At 41.6% G+C, this 17,906-nt stretch carries 18 protein-coding genes; 6 read left to right on the top strand and 12 right to left on the bottom strand.

Translation table 11 applies throughout. The annotated features are described in order from the left end of the window. Positions 1-119: 119 nt before the first annotated feature. Positions 120-2,063: a T9SS type B sorting domain-containing protein gene (locus ACFEL9_RS22005; RefSeq protein WP_385894631.1), complete on the top strand. Its 1,944-nt coding sequence runs from the start codon at positions 120-122 to the stop codon at positions 2,061-2,063. Between the two features lie 14 nt (positions 2,064-2,077). Here ACFEL9_RS22005 and ACFEL9_RS22000 read toward each other — a convergent pair whose 3' ends face one another. Further along, positions 2,078-2,242: a hypothetical protein gene (locus ACFEL9_RS22000; protein ID WP_385894630.1), complete on the bottom strand. Its 165-nt coding sequence runs from the start codon at positions 2,240-2,242 to the stop codon at positions 2,078-2,080. A gap of 140 nt (positions 2,243-2,382) precedes the next feature. Here ACFEL9_RS22000 and ACFEL9_RS21995 point away from each other — a divergent pair, with 140 nt between their 5' ends. After that, positions 2,383-4,218 carry an AAA domain-containing protein gene (locus ACFEL9_RS21995; protein WP_385894628.1) on the top strand — a complete coding sequence of 612 codons (1,836 nt, stop codon included), beginning with the start codon at positions 2,383-2,385 and terminating at the stop codon, positions 4,216-4,218. Positions 4,219-4,287: 69 nt separating this feature from the next. Here ACFEL9_RS21995 and ACFEL9_RS21990 read toward each other — a convergent pair whose 3' ends face one another. After that, entirely contained in the window at positions 4,288-4,713 is a 426-nt protein-coding gene (locus tag ACFEL9_RS21990) for an SRPBCC family protein (protein WP_385894627.1), read from the bottom strand. Positions 4,714-4,920: 207 nt separating this feature from the next. Here ACFEL9_RS21990 and ACFEL9_RS21985 point away from each other — a divergent pair, with 207 nt between their 5' ends. After that, positions 4,921-5,742: a hypothetical protein gene (locus tag ACFEL9_RS21985; protein ID WP_385894626.1), complete on the top strand. Its 822-nt coding sequence runs from the start codon at positions 4,921-4,923 to the stop codon at positions 5,740-5,742. Between the two features lie 31 nt (positions 5,743-5,773). On the opposite strand, the gene ACFEL9_RS21980 is transcribed toward ACFEL9_RS21985, so the two are convergent. Further along, entirely contained in the window at positions 5,774-6,460 is a 687-nt protein-coding gene (locus ACFEL9_RS21980; protein ID WP_385894624.1) for a hypothetical protein, read from the bottom strand. 248 nt (positions 6,461-6,708) lie between these two features. Here ACFEL9_RS21980 and ACFEL9_RS21975 point away from each other — a divergent pair, with 248 nt between their 5' ends. Beyond that, positions 6,709-7,425: a hypothetical protein gene (locus ACFEL9_RS21975; protein ID WP_385894623.1), complete on the top strand. Its 717-nt coding sequence runs from the start codon at positions 6,709-6,711 to the stop codon at positions 7,423-7,425. A 194-nt stretch (positions 7,426-7,619) separates the two neighbouring features. Here the strand turns inward: ACFEL9_RS21975 and ACFEL9_RS21970 are convergent, their stop codons facing one another. The 8 genes from ACFEL9_RS21970 to rpsO all read right to left on the bottom strand — a co-directional run bounded on the left by ACFEL9_RS21970 (position 7,620) and on the right by rpsO (position 14,911). Next, on the bottom strand, positions 7,620-8,447 hold the full coding sequence (locus ACFEL9_RS21970; RefSeq protein ID WP_385894621.1) for an SMP-30/gluconolactonase/LRE family protein: 828 nt from the start codon (positions 8,445-8,447) through the stop codon (positions 7,620-7,622). A gap of 52 nt (positions 8,448-8,499) precedes the next feature. Further along, a complete protein-coding gene (locus ACFEL9_RS21965; RefSeq protein WP_385894619.1) occupies positions 8,500-9,042 on the bottom strand; it encodes a class IV adenylate cyclase in 543 nt (180 codons plus the stop codon). 52 nt (positions 9,043-9,094) lie between these two features. Next, positions 9,095-9,535 (bottom strand): hypothetical protein, encoded by a 441-nt coding sequence (locus tag ACFEL9_RS21960; protein WP_385894617.1) that lies wholly within the window; start codon positions 9,533-9,535, stop codon positions 9,095-9,097. Between the two features lie 177 nt (positions 9,536-9,712). After that, positions 9,713-10,525, bottom strand: a complete 813-nt coding sequence (locus tag ACFEL9_RS21955; RefSeq protein ID WP_385894615.1) for a M48 family metallopeptidase — start codon at positions 10,523-10,525, stop codon at positions 9,713-9,715. 90 nt (positions 10,526-10,615) lie between these two features. Continuing rightward, the gene (plsY, locus tag ACFEL9_RS21950; protein ID WP_385894613.1) at positions 10,616-11,287 is read right to left on the bottom strand and encodes a glycerol-3-phosphate 1-O-acyltransferase PlsY; all 672 of its coding nucleotides are present in this window, start codon (positions 11,285-11,287) and stop codon (positions 10,616-10,618) included. Positions 11,288-11,374: 87 nt separating this feature from the next. Next, positions 11,375-12,190, bottom strand: a complete 816-nt coding sequence (gene prmA / locus ACFEL9_RS21945; protein ID WP_385894611.1) for a 50S ribosomal protein L11 methyltransferase — start codon at positions 12,188-12,190, stop codon at positions 11,375-11,377. A gap of 51 nt (positions 12,191-12,241) precedes the next feature. After that, positions 12,242-14,407 (bottom strand): polyribonucleotide nucleotidyltransferase, encoded by a 2,166-nt coding sequence (pnp, locus tag ACFEL9_RS21940; RefSeq protein ID WP_385894609.1) that lies wholly within the window; start codon positions 14,405-14,407, stop codon positions 12,242-12,244. A gap of 234 nt (positions 14,408-14,641) precedes the next feature. Beyond that, the gene (gene rpsO, locus ACFEL9_RS21935) at positions 14,642-14,911 is read right to left on the bottom strand and encodes a 30S ribosomal protein S15 (RefSeq protein WP_276502191.1); all 270 of its coding nucleotides are present in this window, start codon (positions 14,909-14,911) and stop codon (positions 14,642-14,644) included. A 158-nt stretch (positions 14,912-15,069) separates the two neighbouring features. Between rpsO and ACFEL9_RS21930 the strand changes: the two genes are divergently transcribed. Further along, complete coding sequence (locus tag ACFEL9_RS21930; RefSeq protein WP_385894607.1) at positions 15,070-15,678, top strand: MiaE family protein; 609 nt, start codon at positions 15,070-15,072, stop codon at positions 15,676-15,678. A gap of 5 nt (positions 15,679-15,683) precedes the next feature. On the opposite strand, the gene ACFEL9_RS21925 is transcribed toward ACFEL9_RS21930, so the two are convergent. After that, on the bottom strand, positions 15,684-16,838 hold the full coding sequence (locus ACFEL9_RS21925; RefSeq protein ID WP_385894605.1) for a galactokinase: 1,155 nt from the start codon (positions 16,836-16,838) through the stop codon (positions 15,684-15,686). 23 nt (positions 16,839-16,861) lie between these two features. Here ACFEL9_RS21925 and ACFEL9_RS21920 point away from each other — a divergent pair, with 23 nt between their 5' ends. Then, positions 16,862-17,905, top strand: coding sequence for an aldose epimerase family protein (locus ACFEL9_RS21920; protein ID WP_385894603.1), 1,044 nt, complete (start codon positions 16,862-16,864; stop codon positions 17,903-17,905). Position 17,906: the final 1 nt, after the last annotated feature.

The raw sequence follows: 17,906 nt of genomic DNA, 5'->3' as shown, positions 1-17,906 counted from the left end.
CAATTGTTTTTACACAGCCAACCAAAAATTGAAAAATACCGTTTTATCTAACACAAGTTTTTCGTAACTTATACATTCAACAAACACATGTGCAAAACCGGGGCGGATTTCATATAAATGTGAATCGTTCTTTTCATTTATCCGTACGATTTTTGCCCATTCTATTTGCTATGTCAGGATGGGATGTTTCGCATGCACAAGTTTGCCCACCCAATATCGATTTTGAAACCGGCACATTTGCCAACTGGACCTGTTATGCGGGGTCAGTTTCTGGAATCGCTGGCCAAAATCGCATTAATATCTATTCGTCAAATGGACCTGCCTTTAACCAACACACCCTGTATTCCAGGTCACAAAATGGAAATGACAGAGATCCTTATGGCAATTTTCCTGTAGTCTGTCCCAATGGAAGTGGCTACTCTATCAGGTTGGGAAATGACGAAGCTGGCGGGCAAGCGGAGGGTATCTCTTATGAATTTACTATCCCCCCCAATCAAAACAATTATTCGCTCATATATCATTACGCGGTCGTATTCCAGGACCCTAATCACCAGCAATTTCAGCAACCGCGGCTGGAATTGGAAATCACCAACGTCACAGATAACCAGCTCATCCATTGCTCATCGTTTACTTTTATTCCTTATGGAACCATTCTTCCCGGCTTCTTTATTTCACCGATCCGGCGGGATACAACCAATGTCTGGTGCAAGGATTGGTCCGCCGTTTCGATTAATTTAAATGGCAATGCCGGCAAAACGATCCGGCTTTTTTTTAAAACAGCTGATTGCACATTTATCCGCCATTTTGGATATGCCTATATCGACGTTAACACTGAATGCAGCAGTGAGTTTGTAGGTGACGTATACTGTCCGCAGGATACAGCTATACAAATAACGGCACCATGGGGATATCAAAACTACACCTGGTTTAACAGCGGCTTTACTCAAAAACTTGGAACGGATCAAACGCTTCGCATCGAACCACCTCCCCCGCTTGGCACAACCGTGGCTGTTGAAGTAGTTCCGTACAATGGATATGGCTGTTTAGATACATTGTATACAACTATGGTCGATACCTTAAAAGTAATTTCTCAAGCCGGGAAAGACACACTCTCGTGTAACCACGAAGAAGTCCAGATCGGCTTAAATCCCAAGCCCGGTTTTTCGTATAGCTGGAGTCCAACGGCAGGACTATCTGATCCTTCAATTTCAAACCCGATGGCAGCACCTTCCGTAACTACTAATTATGTTCTTACTACCAGGAGCCAGGGAGGAGGCTGTGCAAATAATGATACGGTATTGGTTATAGCTTCTATTATCGATACTTCGATTTCGATATTGGGAAAGGAGGCTTTTTGTGTCACCAGCGGCGACAGTGCTGTACTTTCCATTCAACCAACGCAGCGTATTCAATGGTATAAAGACAACACAGCTATTCCCGGAGCCACTCTTCCCACCTACAAGGTCATTAAATCTGGAGCTTACAAAGCACTGCTTTTTAATGATGATGGTTGCAGCATTGAAACAAGCGAAAAGAATATCACGATTGAAGACCCGATTCCCGGTATTACTTACCCGGTACAATATGCGATCGTGGAATATCCCTTGCAGTTAACCGCAAGAGATTTTGGTGTTAAAAGCGAATGGACCCCTACTACTTACCTGGATAACTCAACCAGCTTTACTCCTGTTTTTAATGGCGCCGAGGATATTTTGTATACCGTAACCATCGAAACAAAAGGTGGCTGTGTAACCATCGATACCCAAATGGTAAAAATTGCAAAAGAGTTAAAAGTATATGTACCGACTGCTTTTACACCCAACAATGATGGCTTGAATGATTATCTAAAACCCATCCCCATGGGCTTCAAAGAACTGAAGTATTTCAGAATATACAATCGCTGGGGACAATTTATTTTTGACATTCGCTCTAACCCCCGCGGATGGGATGGCACTGTGGGTGGTAAGCCACAAAGTTCCCAGGTATTTGTATGGATAGCCGAAGGTGTCGGCGTAGATAATAATGTGTATAGGGAAAAAGGGACGGCCGTCTTAATAAGATAACTGCCTTTTTGTTGCTACTCAATCAATTTCCATAATGTTTCATTGCTTCCAAACATAGCCCTGAATGAATCATAATCATCGCCGGCAACCGGCCTGGAGCTTTTTACTTCTTTAAATTCTGTCCAGCCATTATAAAAATTCCTAAAGATCGCCGGCTGTTGCCGATGCAGGTCTGACAAAAGCGAGGATATTTTTCCAGCCTATTACAGGAGTAACCCGGTGGCTGCAAACTACGGGACAGGGAAATATTATTGAATTGCCCGATTAGTGCAGGAACAACTATTTTTTTTAAGCGACAATTACTAACTATTTTCACCGCATGCATCCGCATGTACAGAAGCTGTTGAAATGTATAGACCTGGAAGAAAAAGAGCAGGTCAGGAAATTTAGTTTAGATCAGCAACATACCCTTAAAGCATTAAAAGCTGAAGGTCTTGCTTTGCACCCCATCATTGTCACCCGCAAGAGTTTTGGCTATGCTGATTATCCCGAGATCAGTTTCAAACTAGGTTTTCCACCTGAAGCTAATCTATTTAAAGATGGAGCCGCAATCGAATGCTTTATTGCAGGCGAAGAACCTGTAAAGGGAATACTCATGAGCCTCGACGGGAAAACCGGTGAGTTCAGGTTATTTGCCCCTGATTTTCCTGATTGGATCGAAGATGATGGTGTGGGCATCAAATTGGCACCCGATACACGTACCACTAGCATCATGAAAAAAGTACTGAACGAGCTGGAGTCGGATAAAAGGCTGTTCAAACTTTTTGAACAACTACACCAGGATGGGAAAGTACCAACAAAGGGGGCAAACAACATACAATCATTTTCTTTATTTATTCGAAATAAGCAGTTGAATCAAAGCCAGCAGGATGCAGTGGCCGCTATTGCAGAAAATGAAGAAATCACGATTGTGCACGGCCCGCCTGGAACGGGAAAGACAACAACCTTGGTGGAAGCAATCGGACAACTCGTTCAAAAGGGTGAAAAAGTGTTGGTGTCGGCGCCCAGTAACACCGCCGTCGACAATATCGCCAAAGGATTAATTGAAAATGGTATAAATGTTTTGCGTGTGGGGAATATGAGCAAAGTAGATCAAACGATCTTTTCTCATACGCCTGAAGGCCGGCTGGCCAATAGTAAACAACAGAAAGAAATCAAACAATTAAAGATAAGAGCCGAAGAATTCCGCAAAATGGCATTGAAGTATAAACGGAGTTTTGGCAAAGCGGAACGGGAACAACGTAATCTTTTATTTAAAGAGGTAAAAAATATCCGTAACGAAATAAAAAAGTTGCAGGCCTATAACGAAGAAAAGCTTTTTACAGAAGCTGACGTCATAGCAGGCACACCAATTGGTTTGTATGATGCAGGTATAGATCATTTACATTTTCAAACCCTGGTGATAGATGAGGCGGGGCAATGCATCGAACCATTGGCATGGTGCATTTTCCCATTAGCCGATAAAATTGCATTAGCCGGAGATCATTGGCAATTGCCACCTACTGTATTAAGTGACGAGGCGGCGAGGCTTGGCTTTAACAGGTCTATTCTTGAAATAGCCATATCAGCCACGAACGCAATTTTCCTGCTGAATATTCAATACAGAATGCGGCAGGCCATTGCCGGTTTTAGCAGTCATTATTTTTATAACGGCTTATTACAAACCGCTTCGCATTTAATCAATACAGGAACACATCTCACCTTTATTGATACAGCCGGTTCTGGTTACAACGAAACGCATGGCCCCGACGGCATCAGCCTGCAAAACGAAGGCGAATTGAGTATTGCCAACCACTTAATTCAGATGGAAGCACTGGACAATTTATCAACAGCTTTTATTTCTCCTTATTCAGGACAGGTTACTGCCGCCAGGGAACTGCTGCCAAAAACGATCCGCATCAGCACCATTGATAGTTTCCAGGGACAAGAAAAGCAAAACATAATTTTGTCACTGGTACGTAGTAATGATGAAGCTGATATCGGCTTTCTGAAAGATTACCGTCGGATGAACGTGGCGATAACAAGAGCTAAGGAACAGCTCTTTGTAATTGGCGACAGCGCAACAATTGGCGCCGACGCTTTTTATAATGCCTTCCTGACCTATATAGAGCAGCATGGAACTTATCGAACTGTCTGGGAATTTGACATGCAATAATTATTCGAAAAACTAAAAAAGTATGCCCTGTCAGGGCATACTTTTTTATGAACGAACCAGAAATGAGATTTAATTTGCTTCAGTATATTTTTTAAAATTATCCAGAATCGCCTGCCAACCGCCTTTTTGCATTTCAATGGAATGCGTGCCCTCCGCTTCAAAACTTTCTACTACTTCGGTTGTTTTACCAACAGGCGTAAAACGAATTTTTACTTTCCGGCCATCACCAAGCGTGTATTCGATATACTCGTTGGTCCGCAAAACATCGTAAACACCTCCAAACTCGAAGCCCATGCTTCCATCCTTTGCTTCCATCCGGGCACTAAAACTTCCACCTTCCCGAAAATCGGCTTTTGCCCATGGTGTGTGCCAATCATCCGAAGCATTGTTCCATTGCGTTATGTGCTCAGGTTTTGTCCAATATTCCCATACTTTTTGTACCGGTGCATTCACGGTATTTTGTACTGTGATGATGGTTTTTTCTTGTGTTTCCATTGCTGTATTTTTTTATTATTATTTCGTTTTACGTTACAAATATCCGGCAACCTTATGTTCTACCGGCTGTGTGAAAGCGACAATAAAAAGGTGGTTTGCGACAACATGGAAACAACGCTATTCCTTTCGTCAAGAAAACCGGTCCGTTAGTGGAACTTTGCGTGGAAGATCAGGAAACAATCCGAAGTTTAGACCCAAATTCAATTTATGCGATTCATTCTTGCGTTTGTTTTGATCCTGTTTTCGTCCTGCGTCAACAGCAAAGAAAAATCGTACACCGGGAGCACTCCTGTTGGTGCTGTTGTCCGCTCTTTCTTCGGCATCCCCCTGGCAGACTCCATTGATTTTATGCGGTGGAAATTATTAATTGATAAAAACAATTTTACCCTGATTTGTAATTATGGAATGGGCAAGCCGAATACCAATGGGTTTATAAGTGGGGGCAAGTCGGTACAATTTAGTGGCGAATGCAGGCACGATAATAATTTTTATACCCTTTTAAAAAATGGAAAGGAACTAAAACTGTTGAAATTGAATGAGAACTTACTTCATCTCGCAGATTCCAGCAATGCTCTTTTAATCGGAAACTCAGGCTGGAGTTATGTGCTAAACAGTCTATCACCAGTCGAAGCCAGCAAACTCAATATAACAGCCCCAACAACCAGCTTGCCAGACTCAATGCTATATACCGGAAGAACGCCATGTGCCGTGCCTGGTATCATTCCCCAGGGAACTTCGTGTTATAAACTGAAATGGAAACTTGTGTTCTATGCTGATGCAGCCAACAATAACCCGACGACCTATAAGGTATGGGGCACACCCTGGCGAAAAGTGGATGGCAAAACAGGCCGCTGGAAAATTCGTTCGACAAAAGATGGACAATTCATCTACGAGTTAGAGGATGAAAACGGAAAAATATTTTTAAAGCTTTTAAAAGCAGATGAAAACATCCTTTTTTTTACTGATGAAAATGAAAATCCATTAACCGGCAACGAGGACTTCAGCTATATTTTGAACAAAGAAAAATAACCTATTGGGATTAGACTGATTCGGCCAACGTTTATCGCAGAATATAAGTTATGCCATTTACATTTTGACGGTACAATCCTGACTTCAACGATCCTCCGAGTCCCCGGCGATCAAGCGACGTATACCACTGCAGGGTAAGGGTACCAATGCTTTTTATTTTTCCTCTCAACATTTTATCATCAAATGACGAGAAGTAAGTAATAGGCGTGTTTCCAACCGATTTTAACTTTCCCCTGATGGCCTCATTTTCTACCGATGAATAATATTCTAAAACCTGCGTACCTATAAACCTAAGTTTACCTTTTAATGCAGCGTTGTCATAATTAGTATAATAATCAAGATTGACCCGGCCAATTGTTTTTAATTTTCCGGCTTTGCCCGGTGTTTCCAGTGGCCCGTAATAAGTGATCGTACAGGTGCCGATATTTTTTACCCTGCCTTTGAAAGCCGTATCAGATTCATTGCCGTAATAGTCAACTCTCCCCATAAAGGGCTGTAGTTTGGGTGCATAATAATTATTGTTCCGTTCTGATCTCAGTTCTGTCCCCCATTCCAATAATCTGCCATCTTCAGAAACCCGTATCAGCACATCCTGGTCGGTAAGAAAACTAAAATAAGTTAAGGTGCTTGCGCCTGAAAAACTAGCCTGGCTTAATTGCTGGGAGACGGCAGCATTGCCTATCATTAGTAATAGCAGTACAAAAAGAAAACTGCGCATAGTTATTTTTTTAACTTAAACATACTCATTTTCCGTGTCAATGTAAATAATGGGATGCTTCAGAGCAATTTGTAATAACCCACACTGTTTGTAATTCTGATGCGATATTTTGCCAGCCGGTTGCATTGCCAATTATTTCTACGCGATATCAAACGTAACATTATCGTGGAAAATCACGTAGTAATACTAACAATTTAGATTTTCATATTAGTTATTTTTAAATATCCAATTCTTAAAAACCATATTTTATGAAACCCACCGTTATCCTCCATCCACTAAAACGGATCCACTTCAGCTATAAATCTGAAGCCACCCTCAGCCAATTCGAAACCAAATTCATTGAACGATACAAGGAACTACACGATGAACTGGCTACCATTAAAGACCAGTTGCTGCAACTGAACCCCGTAATTGAAATAGTTGCCGCGGAATTCAAAAATGTAAAAAAAGCCTTTGACAAGCTTCGTGAAAAGATCATACGAACTGAATGCATGATCGGCATAGGAGCAGAAAATGAAGTTACTCCCGGTCCTTTCAACTTCCGGCCGGAGGAAATCAATAAGGTGCTGAATGAATTTCAAAACATACGTAGTGGCTATTGGGGTATTATGCTACCCATGCATAACCAGTTCAACGTGGTATATAAAAGATTCACAGACTTTGATGATAAAGTCGAGCTTTTTGAAAAAGAATTTTCGGAGCCCCTTTTCCGCAATTTTGAAATCATGGAAATTGATATCCGCTGTTTTGATGAAGACATGAATGAGTTTCGTGCCAAATGGATGGCAATTGCTAATCTGCAGGAAACGTGTTTGGATAAATATACGGATTGGGCAAAACATCAGACTGTGCTTGTAAATGACTCATCCGTTTTGTATGACAGGATAAAAAAGCTATATCAGCACCTCAACGAAATGCAAGATCAAGATATGAGCGATAATGCCAAACGGCCCGGCTTGAATTGACGCTCTGTTTATATTAAATACAAATTTATTTCACAGGATACTGAAAGTTTTACAACACTCACTAATTCGCTTGACAGGTACGGCTTCCATCTCCGTTAAAAACAATACAGGTTTGTAAGATTACAAACCTGTACTATATACAATCCGTTACTGCTAGAAAGGCCCTTCAAGCAAGGACAGCATAGCAAGTAATTTTATTTTAGCTGGTAAGCGACCACTGAATTTCTCCAGAAAGTCGGCACATACACAGTTTTGGTTACGGGGTCAAATCCAATATCTGCTGTATTTTTCTTTTCTGCTTTTGTATCTAATAATAATTGTTTTTCACCTTTTTCATCGATATACCAGATGGCTCCTTGCCAGCAGGATACTAAAAAGTCATTGCCGGAAATATTTTCGATGCCATCAGTGCCGCCTTCCATCCCATCGGTGACCATTGTTAATGTTTTATCATCTTTCACCGCATACATCCCGCCGGCATCAAGCACATAGAGATCTTTTCCACGCATCAATACACCATTTGGTCCTTTTAGATTTTCCAGGTACACTGTTGGTTTATCATTTTCGATCTTGTACAATTTTTTATTTCTTGAATCGGACGCCCATATTACACCATCGCTGCCGATTGAAATATCATTCAAGCCTCCCGCTTCTTCTACAGGTATCGTTTTTTCAATCGCTCCTTTTTGCAGATCGACAACAACAATATTTGTCATGTCGGCTACATAGAGCTTGCCTTTATGTAAGCCCATTCCCTTCGGTGCGTTTAACCCGCTAATCCATTCGGCTGCGATTATCTTGCCGTCCAAACCAACCTTCGCAATGGAGCCCTTTCCATCCTTTCCCCATGGCTCGGTTCCTTCAATATTGGAAACATACAACACTTTATTACTAGCATCAAATAAAACAGATTCCGGCACCTTCAACAAGGTGTCCGTTTCCCAAAGTTTAATTAAGGAATGTTGCGCTAAAGAAATCTGCGAAATAAAAATGGCAAAAAGGAGGAAACTAATTAATCGCATAAAAAGATTTTATTAAACAATATAAAACAAATTATATGACTTTAAAGCGCTGTTAATATGTTTGGTCTTCAATAATTCTATCTTTTTCCAACAGCATATCGCTATAAGAAAACTGGAGCAGGTCCTCCGGTTTTATTTCAAATTCTTTCATATAGAAATCACATTGCTCCTGGAGTTGCTGCCTGGAAAAATCAGCATTGATATTGCTGGCTTCTATTTCTGCAAATGATCCGAGTCCCGGCACTTCGTCAATATGAAATTTTACATTGTCAATAAAATAGATTTCCCGGATTTTTTTAACAACCACTTTTACACCGATTGATTTTGTGAGTACAGCTTTTAACCCCGCCGCATCCCCGATTTTCACGAGGTCAAAATGAGATTGTTTGGGGCCTGATTGATTTTCCCGCTCGTAAAAAATAAGGTTATTCTCGATATTTCCCTCACGCAGTTTCAACCGGCCATTTGAGACCGAAAAGTAAGTGTCTACCTGTTTGTCTATGCCCCTGAAATCAGCATTATGTTGGTTCAGATAGGTTCGAATAGCTTCGGGGTTACTACAACTTGCTTTTATTTCTACGTTCAAAAAAGGCATAAAAAAAGGTTTGCTGATAAACAACAAACCTAATTAAGTTTTAACGAATAAGTTATTCTGCTAGTGCGGCCGCCTTTCTTTTTCTCGCAGGGGGAACTTCTGCTGTATCCTCTCCTTTCACAAAACGCATAGCACTCCAAACATGATCAAGTTCAACTCTTTCAATACTTTCATAGCCTTCGCAGGTGAGCCTGTTCCAACTGCATTCCCGATTAAGATCGGTAACAATTTTTGAGGTAGTCTTTGGATAGGCTACCCAAAATTTACTTTCGCCTTTTAAAGACGGCATTACGTCTTTTAAAATTCCATTTAATTGATTTTCATTAACAGCAAACACCAAAGCAAAATCAATCTTCCTGTTTTTCAGAAGCGGGGTCATGTTTTTGGCGAAGGATAATTTGCTGAATTGCTTTTCGATGGAGGAAGGCAAACCCTGAATCAATAAATTCTTTTCGTCTGCCAGTTGTAACTTTTCAAATACTGTTTGAGACATACTTTTCAAGTTATTTTAAAGAGTTTCAGACAATTACACTACGCATAGCGTCCATTGTCAGAGTTTTCATTAACGGGAGTGCAAAGATAGGTGAAAATGACCGGTTTAACCAGCCTGAATCAAATAAAAATCCCGTCCAGACTGAATTTGGACGGGATTACTTGATACAAATCTATTTTATTTGCCCACAGGTTTGTAATATTTAAGAGCTTCCGGCATATATTTTTCCAGTTGCTGTTTCCTGGTCCCTTCTGACGGGTGAGTGCTTAAGAACTCAGGCGGTTTTTGGCCACTTGAAGCCTTTTCCATCCTATCCCAAAGGGCAATAGCCTCACGGGGATTATAGCCCGCCATTGCTGTCCAGATTAAGCCATAACGATCCGCCTCCAGCTCGTGCTTGCGGGAAAAAGGAAGCAGTACGCCAACCTGTGAGCCAAGACCAAATGCTGTCAAAAAAAGATTTTGGGTAGCTGCTGGTTTATTAGCAAGGGCAACTTGCAAACCCATGCCTACCGCTTCGGCTCCCATTGCCTGGCTCATTCTTTCATTACCATGGTTAAAAATAGCATGGGACACCTCGTGGCCCATAACTGCCGCCAATGCAGCTTCATTTTGCGTTATTGGTAGCAAACCTGTGTAAACAACGATCTTACCGCCTGGCATACACCACGCATTTGCATCTTTGCTTTCTACCAACTTATACTCCCATTTATAGCCCTCCAATTCATTTGACAAGCCTTTAGAAGCGTAATATTGTTCGACGGCTCTTGAGATACGCTGACCAACACGGGTTACCATTTCAGCATCCCTGTTCGCCGAAGGACTAACTACTTTGTTGGTACTCAAAAATTGCTGGTACTGTTCTGTAGCCATTGCCTGCAACTGTGATTCAGGCAAAAGTTTTAATTGGCTACGACCCGTTATCGTATTCTTTGAACAGGCAATAACGACAGTACTGATTAATAAAAAATAGCTTACTCTTTTTAGCATTTTAAACTGTTTATAGTATAAAATTCAATCATTGTACCAAAATACAACGCAACTAATTTCTTTTAAGATGTTAAGATTTTTTTTAAGGACCTATTGATTGCGAAAAGCAGCATTTTCCCTGCGACGTTGCCGGCGGCGATCACGATGTTTTAACACCGGCACTTTGCTCTCACTCCCTCTGAGGAGACGGCCAATGTTCTTTTGATGGGTGAGGATTACCATCAGGGCAACTGCAATAGCAAATACCCTGTAGATGGGGTTATCGACATTAAAGATCACCAATATGAAAATCGGAAATGCTATACTGGCCATTATAGAACTTAAAGAAACAAAGCGTGTAAGAAACAGGACTAAAAGAAAAACTCCTGAACAGGATAAAGCGGTCCATGGAGAAATGCCCAACACCAGGCCAAACAATGTTGCTACACCTTTACCCCCGCGGAACTCAGCCCAAATAGGGAAAATATGCCCCAAAACCGCTGCAAGACCAAGACATATCTGAAGGTTTAATGAAAGTGTTTCGCTATCTGCGTATTGGGGAAGTAATAAAACAAGATTAACAGCTGCTGTGCCCTTAAGCATATCAACGATCATCACCACTGTACCCCACTTTGGTCCCAGGACACGAAAAGTATTAGTAGCGCCGGCATTGCCGCTACCATATTCACGAATATCAATTCCAAAAAAAGATCGGCTAACCCAGACTGATGTAGGAATGCTACCAATTAAATAAGCGAGAACGATAACTAAAAGTTCGTTCATAGAATCTTTGGTGTTGATGTTGAACAACGAAAATACAACAAAATCACTAAGAAGGTAACGTTAATTTAACAGAAAAAACTGCAGAAATTACGGTGAAAGATTAAGAAGCAACCAATTATCTCGTTCAGCTCTTTGGCGAAACTCAAGGCCAAAATTGCGGGCCTGCGCCAAAATATCCTGCTCGTCGTCAGTCAGTAATCCACTAAGAAGAACATAGCCACCGGGGTTAATTTGCCTGGCAATAGTTTCAAGGCTGTCGAGTATGACGTTCTTATTGATATTGGCCAATATAATATCAAACTTATCCTGCAAATTTGCGCTATCCCTCAACTGCAGGTCGACTCTTGAGCAAGTGTTTCGCCTGATATTTTCGGCTGCGTTCTCTATGCTCCATTTATCGTTGTCAATCGCCACAATTTTACTTGCGCCTAGTTTCTCTGCAAGTATGGCCAGCACACCTGTGCCTGTTCCGAAGTCCAACACTTTTTTTCCTGCGAAGTCCAGTTGTTCCATCTGTTGCATCATCAAATGAGTGGTCGCATGATGGCCCGTTCCAAAACTCATCTTCGGTGTGATGATCACTTCAAACTTCACCCCTTCAACTGGTTCATGAAAATCGGCTCGTACAGCGACAAAGTCACCAACAACCACGGGTGAAAAACCAGATTCCCAAAGCTGGTTCCAGTTGGTTTCCTCAATAATTGTTTTTGAAAAATTTAATCCGCCTGACGGTGCAATTGTTTTAAGCAAATTTTCATCATAGTCATCTGAACTAATAAAAGCCTTCAGTGCATCTGCGCCTTCTTCAAATCCATCGAACCCGATTTGACTCAATTGCGCAATAAGGATATCTGATTGCTCCTGTGAAATATTTTGAAACTCGATTTGGATATACTGCCCCATTTATGAAAAATTAAAAACCCTGAACTGGTCAGGGTTTTATTTTTTATTTTGTTATTCACCTTTTGGTGATTCCTCTCTCGGTTTCATTTCCGGCTTTGGGATCAAGGCCTTTCTTGATAATTTGAATTTACCTGATTTTGGATCTGTTCCAATTAGTTTCACTTTGAAAGTATCGCCTTCTCTTACGACACCCTCGAGTGTTTCTAACCGTTTCCAGCTTATCTCTGAGATATGAACCAGTCCTTGTTTACCGGGCAGGAATTCAACAAAGGCACCGAATGGCATAATTGACTTCACCGTTGCATCGTAAACATCGCCGACTGTTGGTACAGCCACAATGCCTTTAATGATTGATACGGCTTTTTCTACACCTTGTTTATTTACACCGAACACACTCACTTCACCCCTATTATTCTTTTCTTCGATGTTAATGGTAGTACCTGTCTCTCTTTGCATTTCCTGGATCACTTTACCACCTGGTCCGATAACAGCGCCGATAAATTCACGGTCAATAAACATTTTCACCATGCGAGGTGCATGTTCCTTCACCTCAGCGTTAGCCGCAGGAATGCAATTATACATCGCATCCAAAATATGTAAACGACCACGACGTGCCTGGTCAAGGGCCTGCTTCATTACTTCCATGCTCAGGCCATCTACTTTGATATCCATTTGAACACCGCAAATACCATCACGGGTACCGGTTACTTTAAAATCCATATCGCCGAGATGATCTTCGTCGCCCAGTATATCCGTTAACACAGAGTATTTATCGCCTTTGGTGATAAGACCCATCGCTACACCCGAAACGTGTTTAGGAACTGGAACACCTGCATCCATCAATGCTAGTGAGCCGGCACAAACTGTCGCCATCGAAGACGAACCATTTGACTCAAGGATATCACTCACTACACGCACGGTATATGCAAAATCGCCGGAAGGCATCATTTGTTTTAATGAACGCATGGCTAAATTTCCATGACCAACTTCACGACGGCTCTGCCCCCTCATCATTTTCACTTCACCGGTAGAGAATGGAGGAAAATTATAGTGCAGGTAGAATTTTGAGTCAACCGATTTTGCGGCGCTTTCTACTAACAGGTCATCTAACGCCGTACCTAAAGTGACAGTGGTTAATGATTGTGTTTCGCCTCTCGTGAATAAAGAAGAACCATGTGGTGATGGTAACACATTTACTTCCATATCGAGGGCACGAACATCTTCAAGTCCACGTCCATCGAGGCGAACTTTTTCATCCAATATCATGTCACGAACAACATAATATTGCAGGTCGTTATAATAATTATTTGCGAGTTTCTTTGTCAGGTCAGGCATTTCCTCTCCCTCAGCCAAACCTGCTTTCAAATGCTCCATCAGTTCATCTTTGATGACAGCGAATTTGTCGCTACGTTCGTGTTTGCTGAATTGACCTTTTGCTACTTCATATACTTTTTGCTTCGCAAAAGCATACACTTTTTCTTCAAGAGCAGGATCAGTTTCAGGTTTGGTATATTCTCTTTTTGCTGTAATTCCTTTTAAAGCTCTCAGTTCTTCCTGCGCCTTTACCTGTACGCGGATTGCGTCATGTGCTGCTTGTAACACACTCACCAATTCAGCCTCACTACATTCTTTGGCTTCACCTTCCACCATCATCAGGTTTTTATCAGTAGCCGCCACTATAAAATCAAGATCTGATTTCTCCATCTCTTCACGGCTGGGGTTGATCTTCAACTGCCCGTTTACTCTTCCCACTCTTACTTCAGAAATGATTTCTTTAATGGGAATATCTGAAACCGCTAAAGCAGCAGATGCTGCCAGGCAAGCCAGGGCATCAGGCAAGATTTGATCATCACTTGAAATCAGTGATACCAATACCTGTACTTCGCAGAAATAATCTTCAGGGAACAAAGGCCTCAATGCACGATCTATAAGACGGCTGACCAATACTTCATAATCGCTCAGACGACCTTCTCTTTTAAAGAACGAACCGGGAATGCGACCTGCGGCAGCAAATTTTTCCTGGTAGTCTACAGATAAAGGGAAAAAGCTTTGTCCCTCTTTTGGCTCCTGAGTAGCTACCACGGTAGCTAATAACATACAGTTGCCCATAGATACCGTAACGGCGCCATCAGCCTGGCGGGCCAGCCGGCCTGTTTCAATAGTAACCTGGCGGCCATCGCCTATGTCAAATGTTTTACGAATAGGTTGTTGTAACATAGTTTGTGAAGTTTGAAGTTTGACATAGAATCAGTCAAACGATTTCAGGATAAAGTTTGCAATTTGTTGAAGCTATAAGGCGGTAAAACACCTGTGTACCAAAAACAGTTATTCCCAACATCCTTGAAGAGGTTGGGAATAATCATTTATAATAATTCTGTTCTTTATATTTTGGATAAAGAAACTTCAGAATAAAAGACCATCCTAACTCCCCTTCAATGGGGACCGGCCGTCTTATTTTCTTATTCCAAGTTTCTCAATCAACTGACGATAACCAGTCAGGTTATGTTTTTGCAGGTAGTTCAACAAGCTCTTGCGTTTTCCAACCATTACCATCAAACCGCGGTGAGTAGAGAAATCTTTTTTGTTTTGCTGAAGATGAGCACTGATCTGGCTGATGCGCTCGGTTAATTGAGCGATCTGTCCTTCGATAGAACCAGTGTTTGTAGCAGAACCACCAAATTCTTTGAAAATGTTGGCTGTTTTTTCTTTTGTTAAAGGCATCTTTGTCTTTTTTAAATTTTCATCCGATTTGTAACCTAAATATTTTGTGGCGGCAAAGGTAAGGCAACTAATTCTAATAGCAAAAGAAAGGATGGCCAAAATTGACCCGGAACCTGCAAATTAAAGCCTTTTCACCTTCTCCTGCTTATTTTTGCCGGATGGAGCTTTCGCAAGACACTAAAAACATCCTTGGTCTTCAGCTTCCTACCGACCCGCGGTGGGTGGACCTGGCCGAAAAATCCCTGGAGGAGATATTGACCGACCATGCCTATTGTGAGCAAAAGGCCGCATTGACCTGTATTTCCCTGATCCAACGCTACAGCGATAAGGAAAAGCTCGTTATAGAACTATCTCCGATTGTGACCGAAGAATGGGGACATTTTCGTTTGGTGCTGGCTGAATTACATAAACGTAAGCTCAAACTGGGCCGACAACGCAAAGACCTTTATGTAAACGAGCTGCTGAAATTTGAAGCAAAAGGCGGCAGTGAAGAGTCACGATTTCTTGACAAGTTGCTGATGATGGCCCTGATTGAAGCCCGAAGCTGTGAACGATTTAAACGTCTTAGTGAGGGGCTTGACGATGAGTATCTGAAAAATTTCTACCGTCGCTTTATGGAAAGCGAAGCTGGGCACTATACTCTTTTCATTGACCTGGCCGAGACATATATCGACAAAGACAAAGTTCGCCCTCGCTGGCAAGAATGGCTGGCCTACGAAACAGAAATAATAAAAGGTTTAGAAGTTCGGGGCGACAGGATACATTAAAAAGATTATAAACTTTTCACGCCATCATCGATCACTGAAGCAAACACTTCAGGCTCATACCCTATTTTGTCGCTATAAAAACTCACCAATCCGGCCGAAAAATCATCAAAACTTTCTTTCCTCACCAGAGCAATAGCGCAACCACCAAACCCTGCACCAGTCATCCTTGCACCAATACAACCATCGTAAGTTTTGCAAAATTCAACTATGGTATCTAATTCCTTTCCGGATACTTCGTACAACTCCTGCAAAGATTGATGGGATGTATACATCAACTCCCCAAACCGATCCAGCTGATTTAATTCCAAAGCGTTTTTAGCCTCTTTTACTCTTTCGTTTTCAGTGACAACGTGCAGGGCCCTTTTTTCGAGAACAGCGTCGCCTATCAAATGCTTGTGCGTATGAAAAGTGCCGGAGTCAATATCGCATAAGTGAGTAACCGTAAGTTCCTGTTTCAACAGCTTCAAAGCAGCGCCACATTCCCTGAACCGCTCGTTGTATTTCGAATCGGCTAATGTCCGGGGCTTATTGCTATTAATAATAGCTAACACATAATCGCCGATTTCAAAAGGAAGGTATTCGTATTCCAGTGAATCACAGTTTAGCAAAATCGCCTTATTTTTCTTTCCCATTGCCACTGCAAACTGATCCATGATGCCGGAATTAAGACCAATGAACTCGTTCTCCACTTTTTTACCAAGCTTTGCAATTTCTATATTGGAAACATCAAGTTGAAAAAGCTCCTTTACCGCAAACATGGTCAGCACTTCGATAGAAGCTGATGAAGACAGTCCGGCGCCGATCGGCAGGTTGCCGTAAAACAACATATCCAATCCGGAAATGATATGTTCTTCTTGTAATAACTGGTTAATGGAACCCAGCGGATAATTAAACCATTCTTTTCCTGTTTTTGCATAGGATGTTTGCAAGTGCAGCTCCGCGGTTTCAGGAAAATTGAGGCATTGAAATCTCAACTTTTTATCAGCGTTCTTTGCAATGGCCAGGAAAGTTCCCCTTGAAATAGCACAGGGCATCACTTTCCCACCATTATAGTCGATATGCTCACCAATTAAATTAACACGTCCGGGGCAAAAGAAAAAATGAGTAGCATCTTTATGGAAACGATTGCGGAAGTTTTCCTGCAATTCACTTTTTGTCATCAGTCTTGAGTTATTTTTAAGCCATGAAAAAGCCGAATAAGAAATATTGTTTCACAAATTTACGGGGTGAAGATATTTATTTGTTTACATTAAGCAATGCAAAAGAAACTGAAGTTTCTATTACCAACTATGGAGCTATCATCACCTCTTTCAAAGTCAAACAACGGGATGGGACCATCAATGATATTGTATTGGGTTTTGACAATGTTGAAGATTATTTATCAAAAAAATATCTCGATGGCTATCCTTATTTTGGCGCTGCCATCGGCCGGTATGCCAACCGGATCAAGGGTGGTGAATTCAGCATTGACGGGAAAATCTATTCGGTAGCAAAAAATAAAATCACCGATCATCTGCATGGCGGGCATGAAGGTTTCGACAAGAAAGTATGGACACCTCTTTCCCATACGGACAATAAGCTTGCATTAAAATACCGCAGTGCGGATGGCGAAGAAGGATACCCGGGCAATCTTGACGTGACGATTGAATTTGAACTTACAGACAATAATGAGCTGATCTATGAGTATACTGCAAAAACAGATCAACCAACTGCTGTTAACCTGACTCACCATAGCTACTTCAATCTTGACAATGGAGAGGGAACGATCGGTAAACATATGGTAAAGATCAATGCTGCGTCAATCCTGGAGCAGGATGACAACTTTGTTGTAACCGGTAAAAGCATAGCTGTAGCTAACACGCAATATGACTTTCGCATTTTTAAACAAATAGACAAGGACTGGATTGCTGCTGATGGATATGATCAAACTTTTGTATTAGATAATGAAGATACTGGTAAGCTAACACTTGCTGCAACTGCTTACTCCAATCAATCCGGGCTACAACTTGAAGTGTACACTAACGAACTTGTGGTTCATTTTTATACTGGTAAATGGATACCGCAATTAAACGGCATCACAAGGAAAAATTACGGACCTTTTAGCGGCCTTTGTTTTGAAACACAAAAGCAGCCGAACGCAATCAATATTCCTGCATTTCCCAATACTGTATTGCGGCCGGGAGAAACATACCATACCAGCACGATGTACAAGATAACTGAGGCCTGAT

Source organism: Terrimonas alba (assembly GCF_042434975.1).
Classification (GTDB): Bacteria; Bacteroidota; Bacteroidia; order Chitinophagales; family Chitinophagaceae; genus Terrimonas_B; species Terrimonas_B alba.
Note: the sequence above shows the minus strand (reverse complement) of the source record. Positions and strands in the feature narration are given on the sequence as shown.

What these genes read in the sequence shown, in the direction of transcription:
- ACFEL9_RS21995 (WP_385894628.1), top strand. Translation starts at nt 2,383, where the DNA reads ATGCATCCGCATGTACAGAAGCTGTTGAAATGTATAGACCTGGAAGAA.
- ACFEL9_RS21990 (WP_385894627.1), bottom strand. Translation starts at nt 4,713, where the DNA reads ATGGAAACACAAGAAAAAACCATCATCACAGTACAAAATACCGTGAAT.
- ACFEL9_RS21985 (WP_385894626.1), top strand. Translation starts at nt 4,921, where the DNA reads ATGCGATTCATTCTTGCGTTTGTTTTGATCCTGTTTTCGTCCTGCGTC.
- ACFEL9_RS21980 (WP_385894624.1), bottom strand. Translation starts at nt 6,460, where the DNA reads ATGCGCAGTTTTCTTTTTGTACTGCTATTACTAATGATAGGCAATGCT.
- ACFEL9_RS21975 (WP_385894623.1), top strand. Translation starts at nt 6,709, where the DNA reads ATGAAACCCACCGTTATCCTCCATCCACTAAAACGGATCCACTTCAGC.
- ACFEL9_RS21970 (WP_385894621.1), bottom strand. Translation starts at nt 8,447, where the DNA reads ATGCGATTAATTAGTTTCCTCCTTTTTGCCATTTTTATTTCGCAGATT.
- ACFEL9_RS21965 (WP_385894619.1), bottom strand. Translation starts at nt 9,042, where the DNA reads ATGCCTTTTTTGAACGTAGAAATAAAAGCAAGTTGTAGTAACCCCGAA.
- ACFEL9_RS21960 (WP_385894617.1), bottom strand. Translation starts at nt 9,535, where the DNA reads ATGTCTCAAACAGTATTTGAAAAGTTACAACTGGCAGACGAAAAGAAT.
- ACFEL9_RS21955 (WP_385894615.1), bottom strand. Translation starts at nt 10,525, where the DNA reads ATGCTAAAAAGAGTAAGCTATTTTTTATTAATCAGTACTGTCGTTATT.
- plsY (WP_385894613.1), bottom strand. Translation starts at nt 11,287, where the DNA reads ATGAACGAACTTTTAGTTATCGTTCTCGCTTATTTAATTGGTAGCATT.
- prmA (WP_385894611.1), bottom strand. Translation starts at nt 12,190, where the DNA reads ATGGGGCAGTATATCCAAATCGAGTTTCAAAATATTTCACAGGAGCAA.
- pnp (WP_385894609.1), bottom strand. Translation starts at nt 14,407, where the DNA reads ATGTTACAACAACCTATTCGTAAAACATTTGACATAGGCGATGGCCGC.
- rpsO (WP_276502191.1), bottom strand. Translation starts at nt 14,911, where the DNA reads ATGCCTTTAACAAAAGAAAAAACAGCCAACATTTTCAAAGAATTTGGT.
- ACFEL9_RS21930 (WP_385894607.1), top strand. Translation starts at nt 15,070, where the DNA reads ATGGAGCTTTCGCAAGACACTAAAAACATCCTTGGTCTTCAGCTTCCT.
- ACFEL9_RS21925 (WP_385894605.1), bottom strand. Translation starts at nt 16,838, where the DNA reads ATGACAAAAAGTGAATTGCAGGAAAACTTCCGCAATCGTTTCCATAAA.
- ACFEL9_RS21920 (WP_385894603.1), top strand. Translation starts at nt 16,862, where the DNA reads ATGAAAAAGCCGAATAAGAAATATTGTTTCACAAATTTACGGGGTGAA.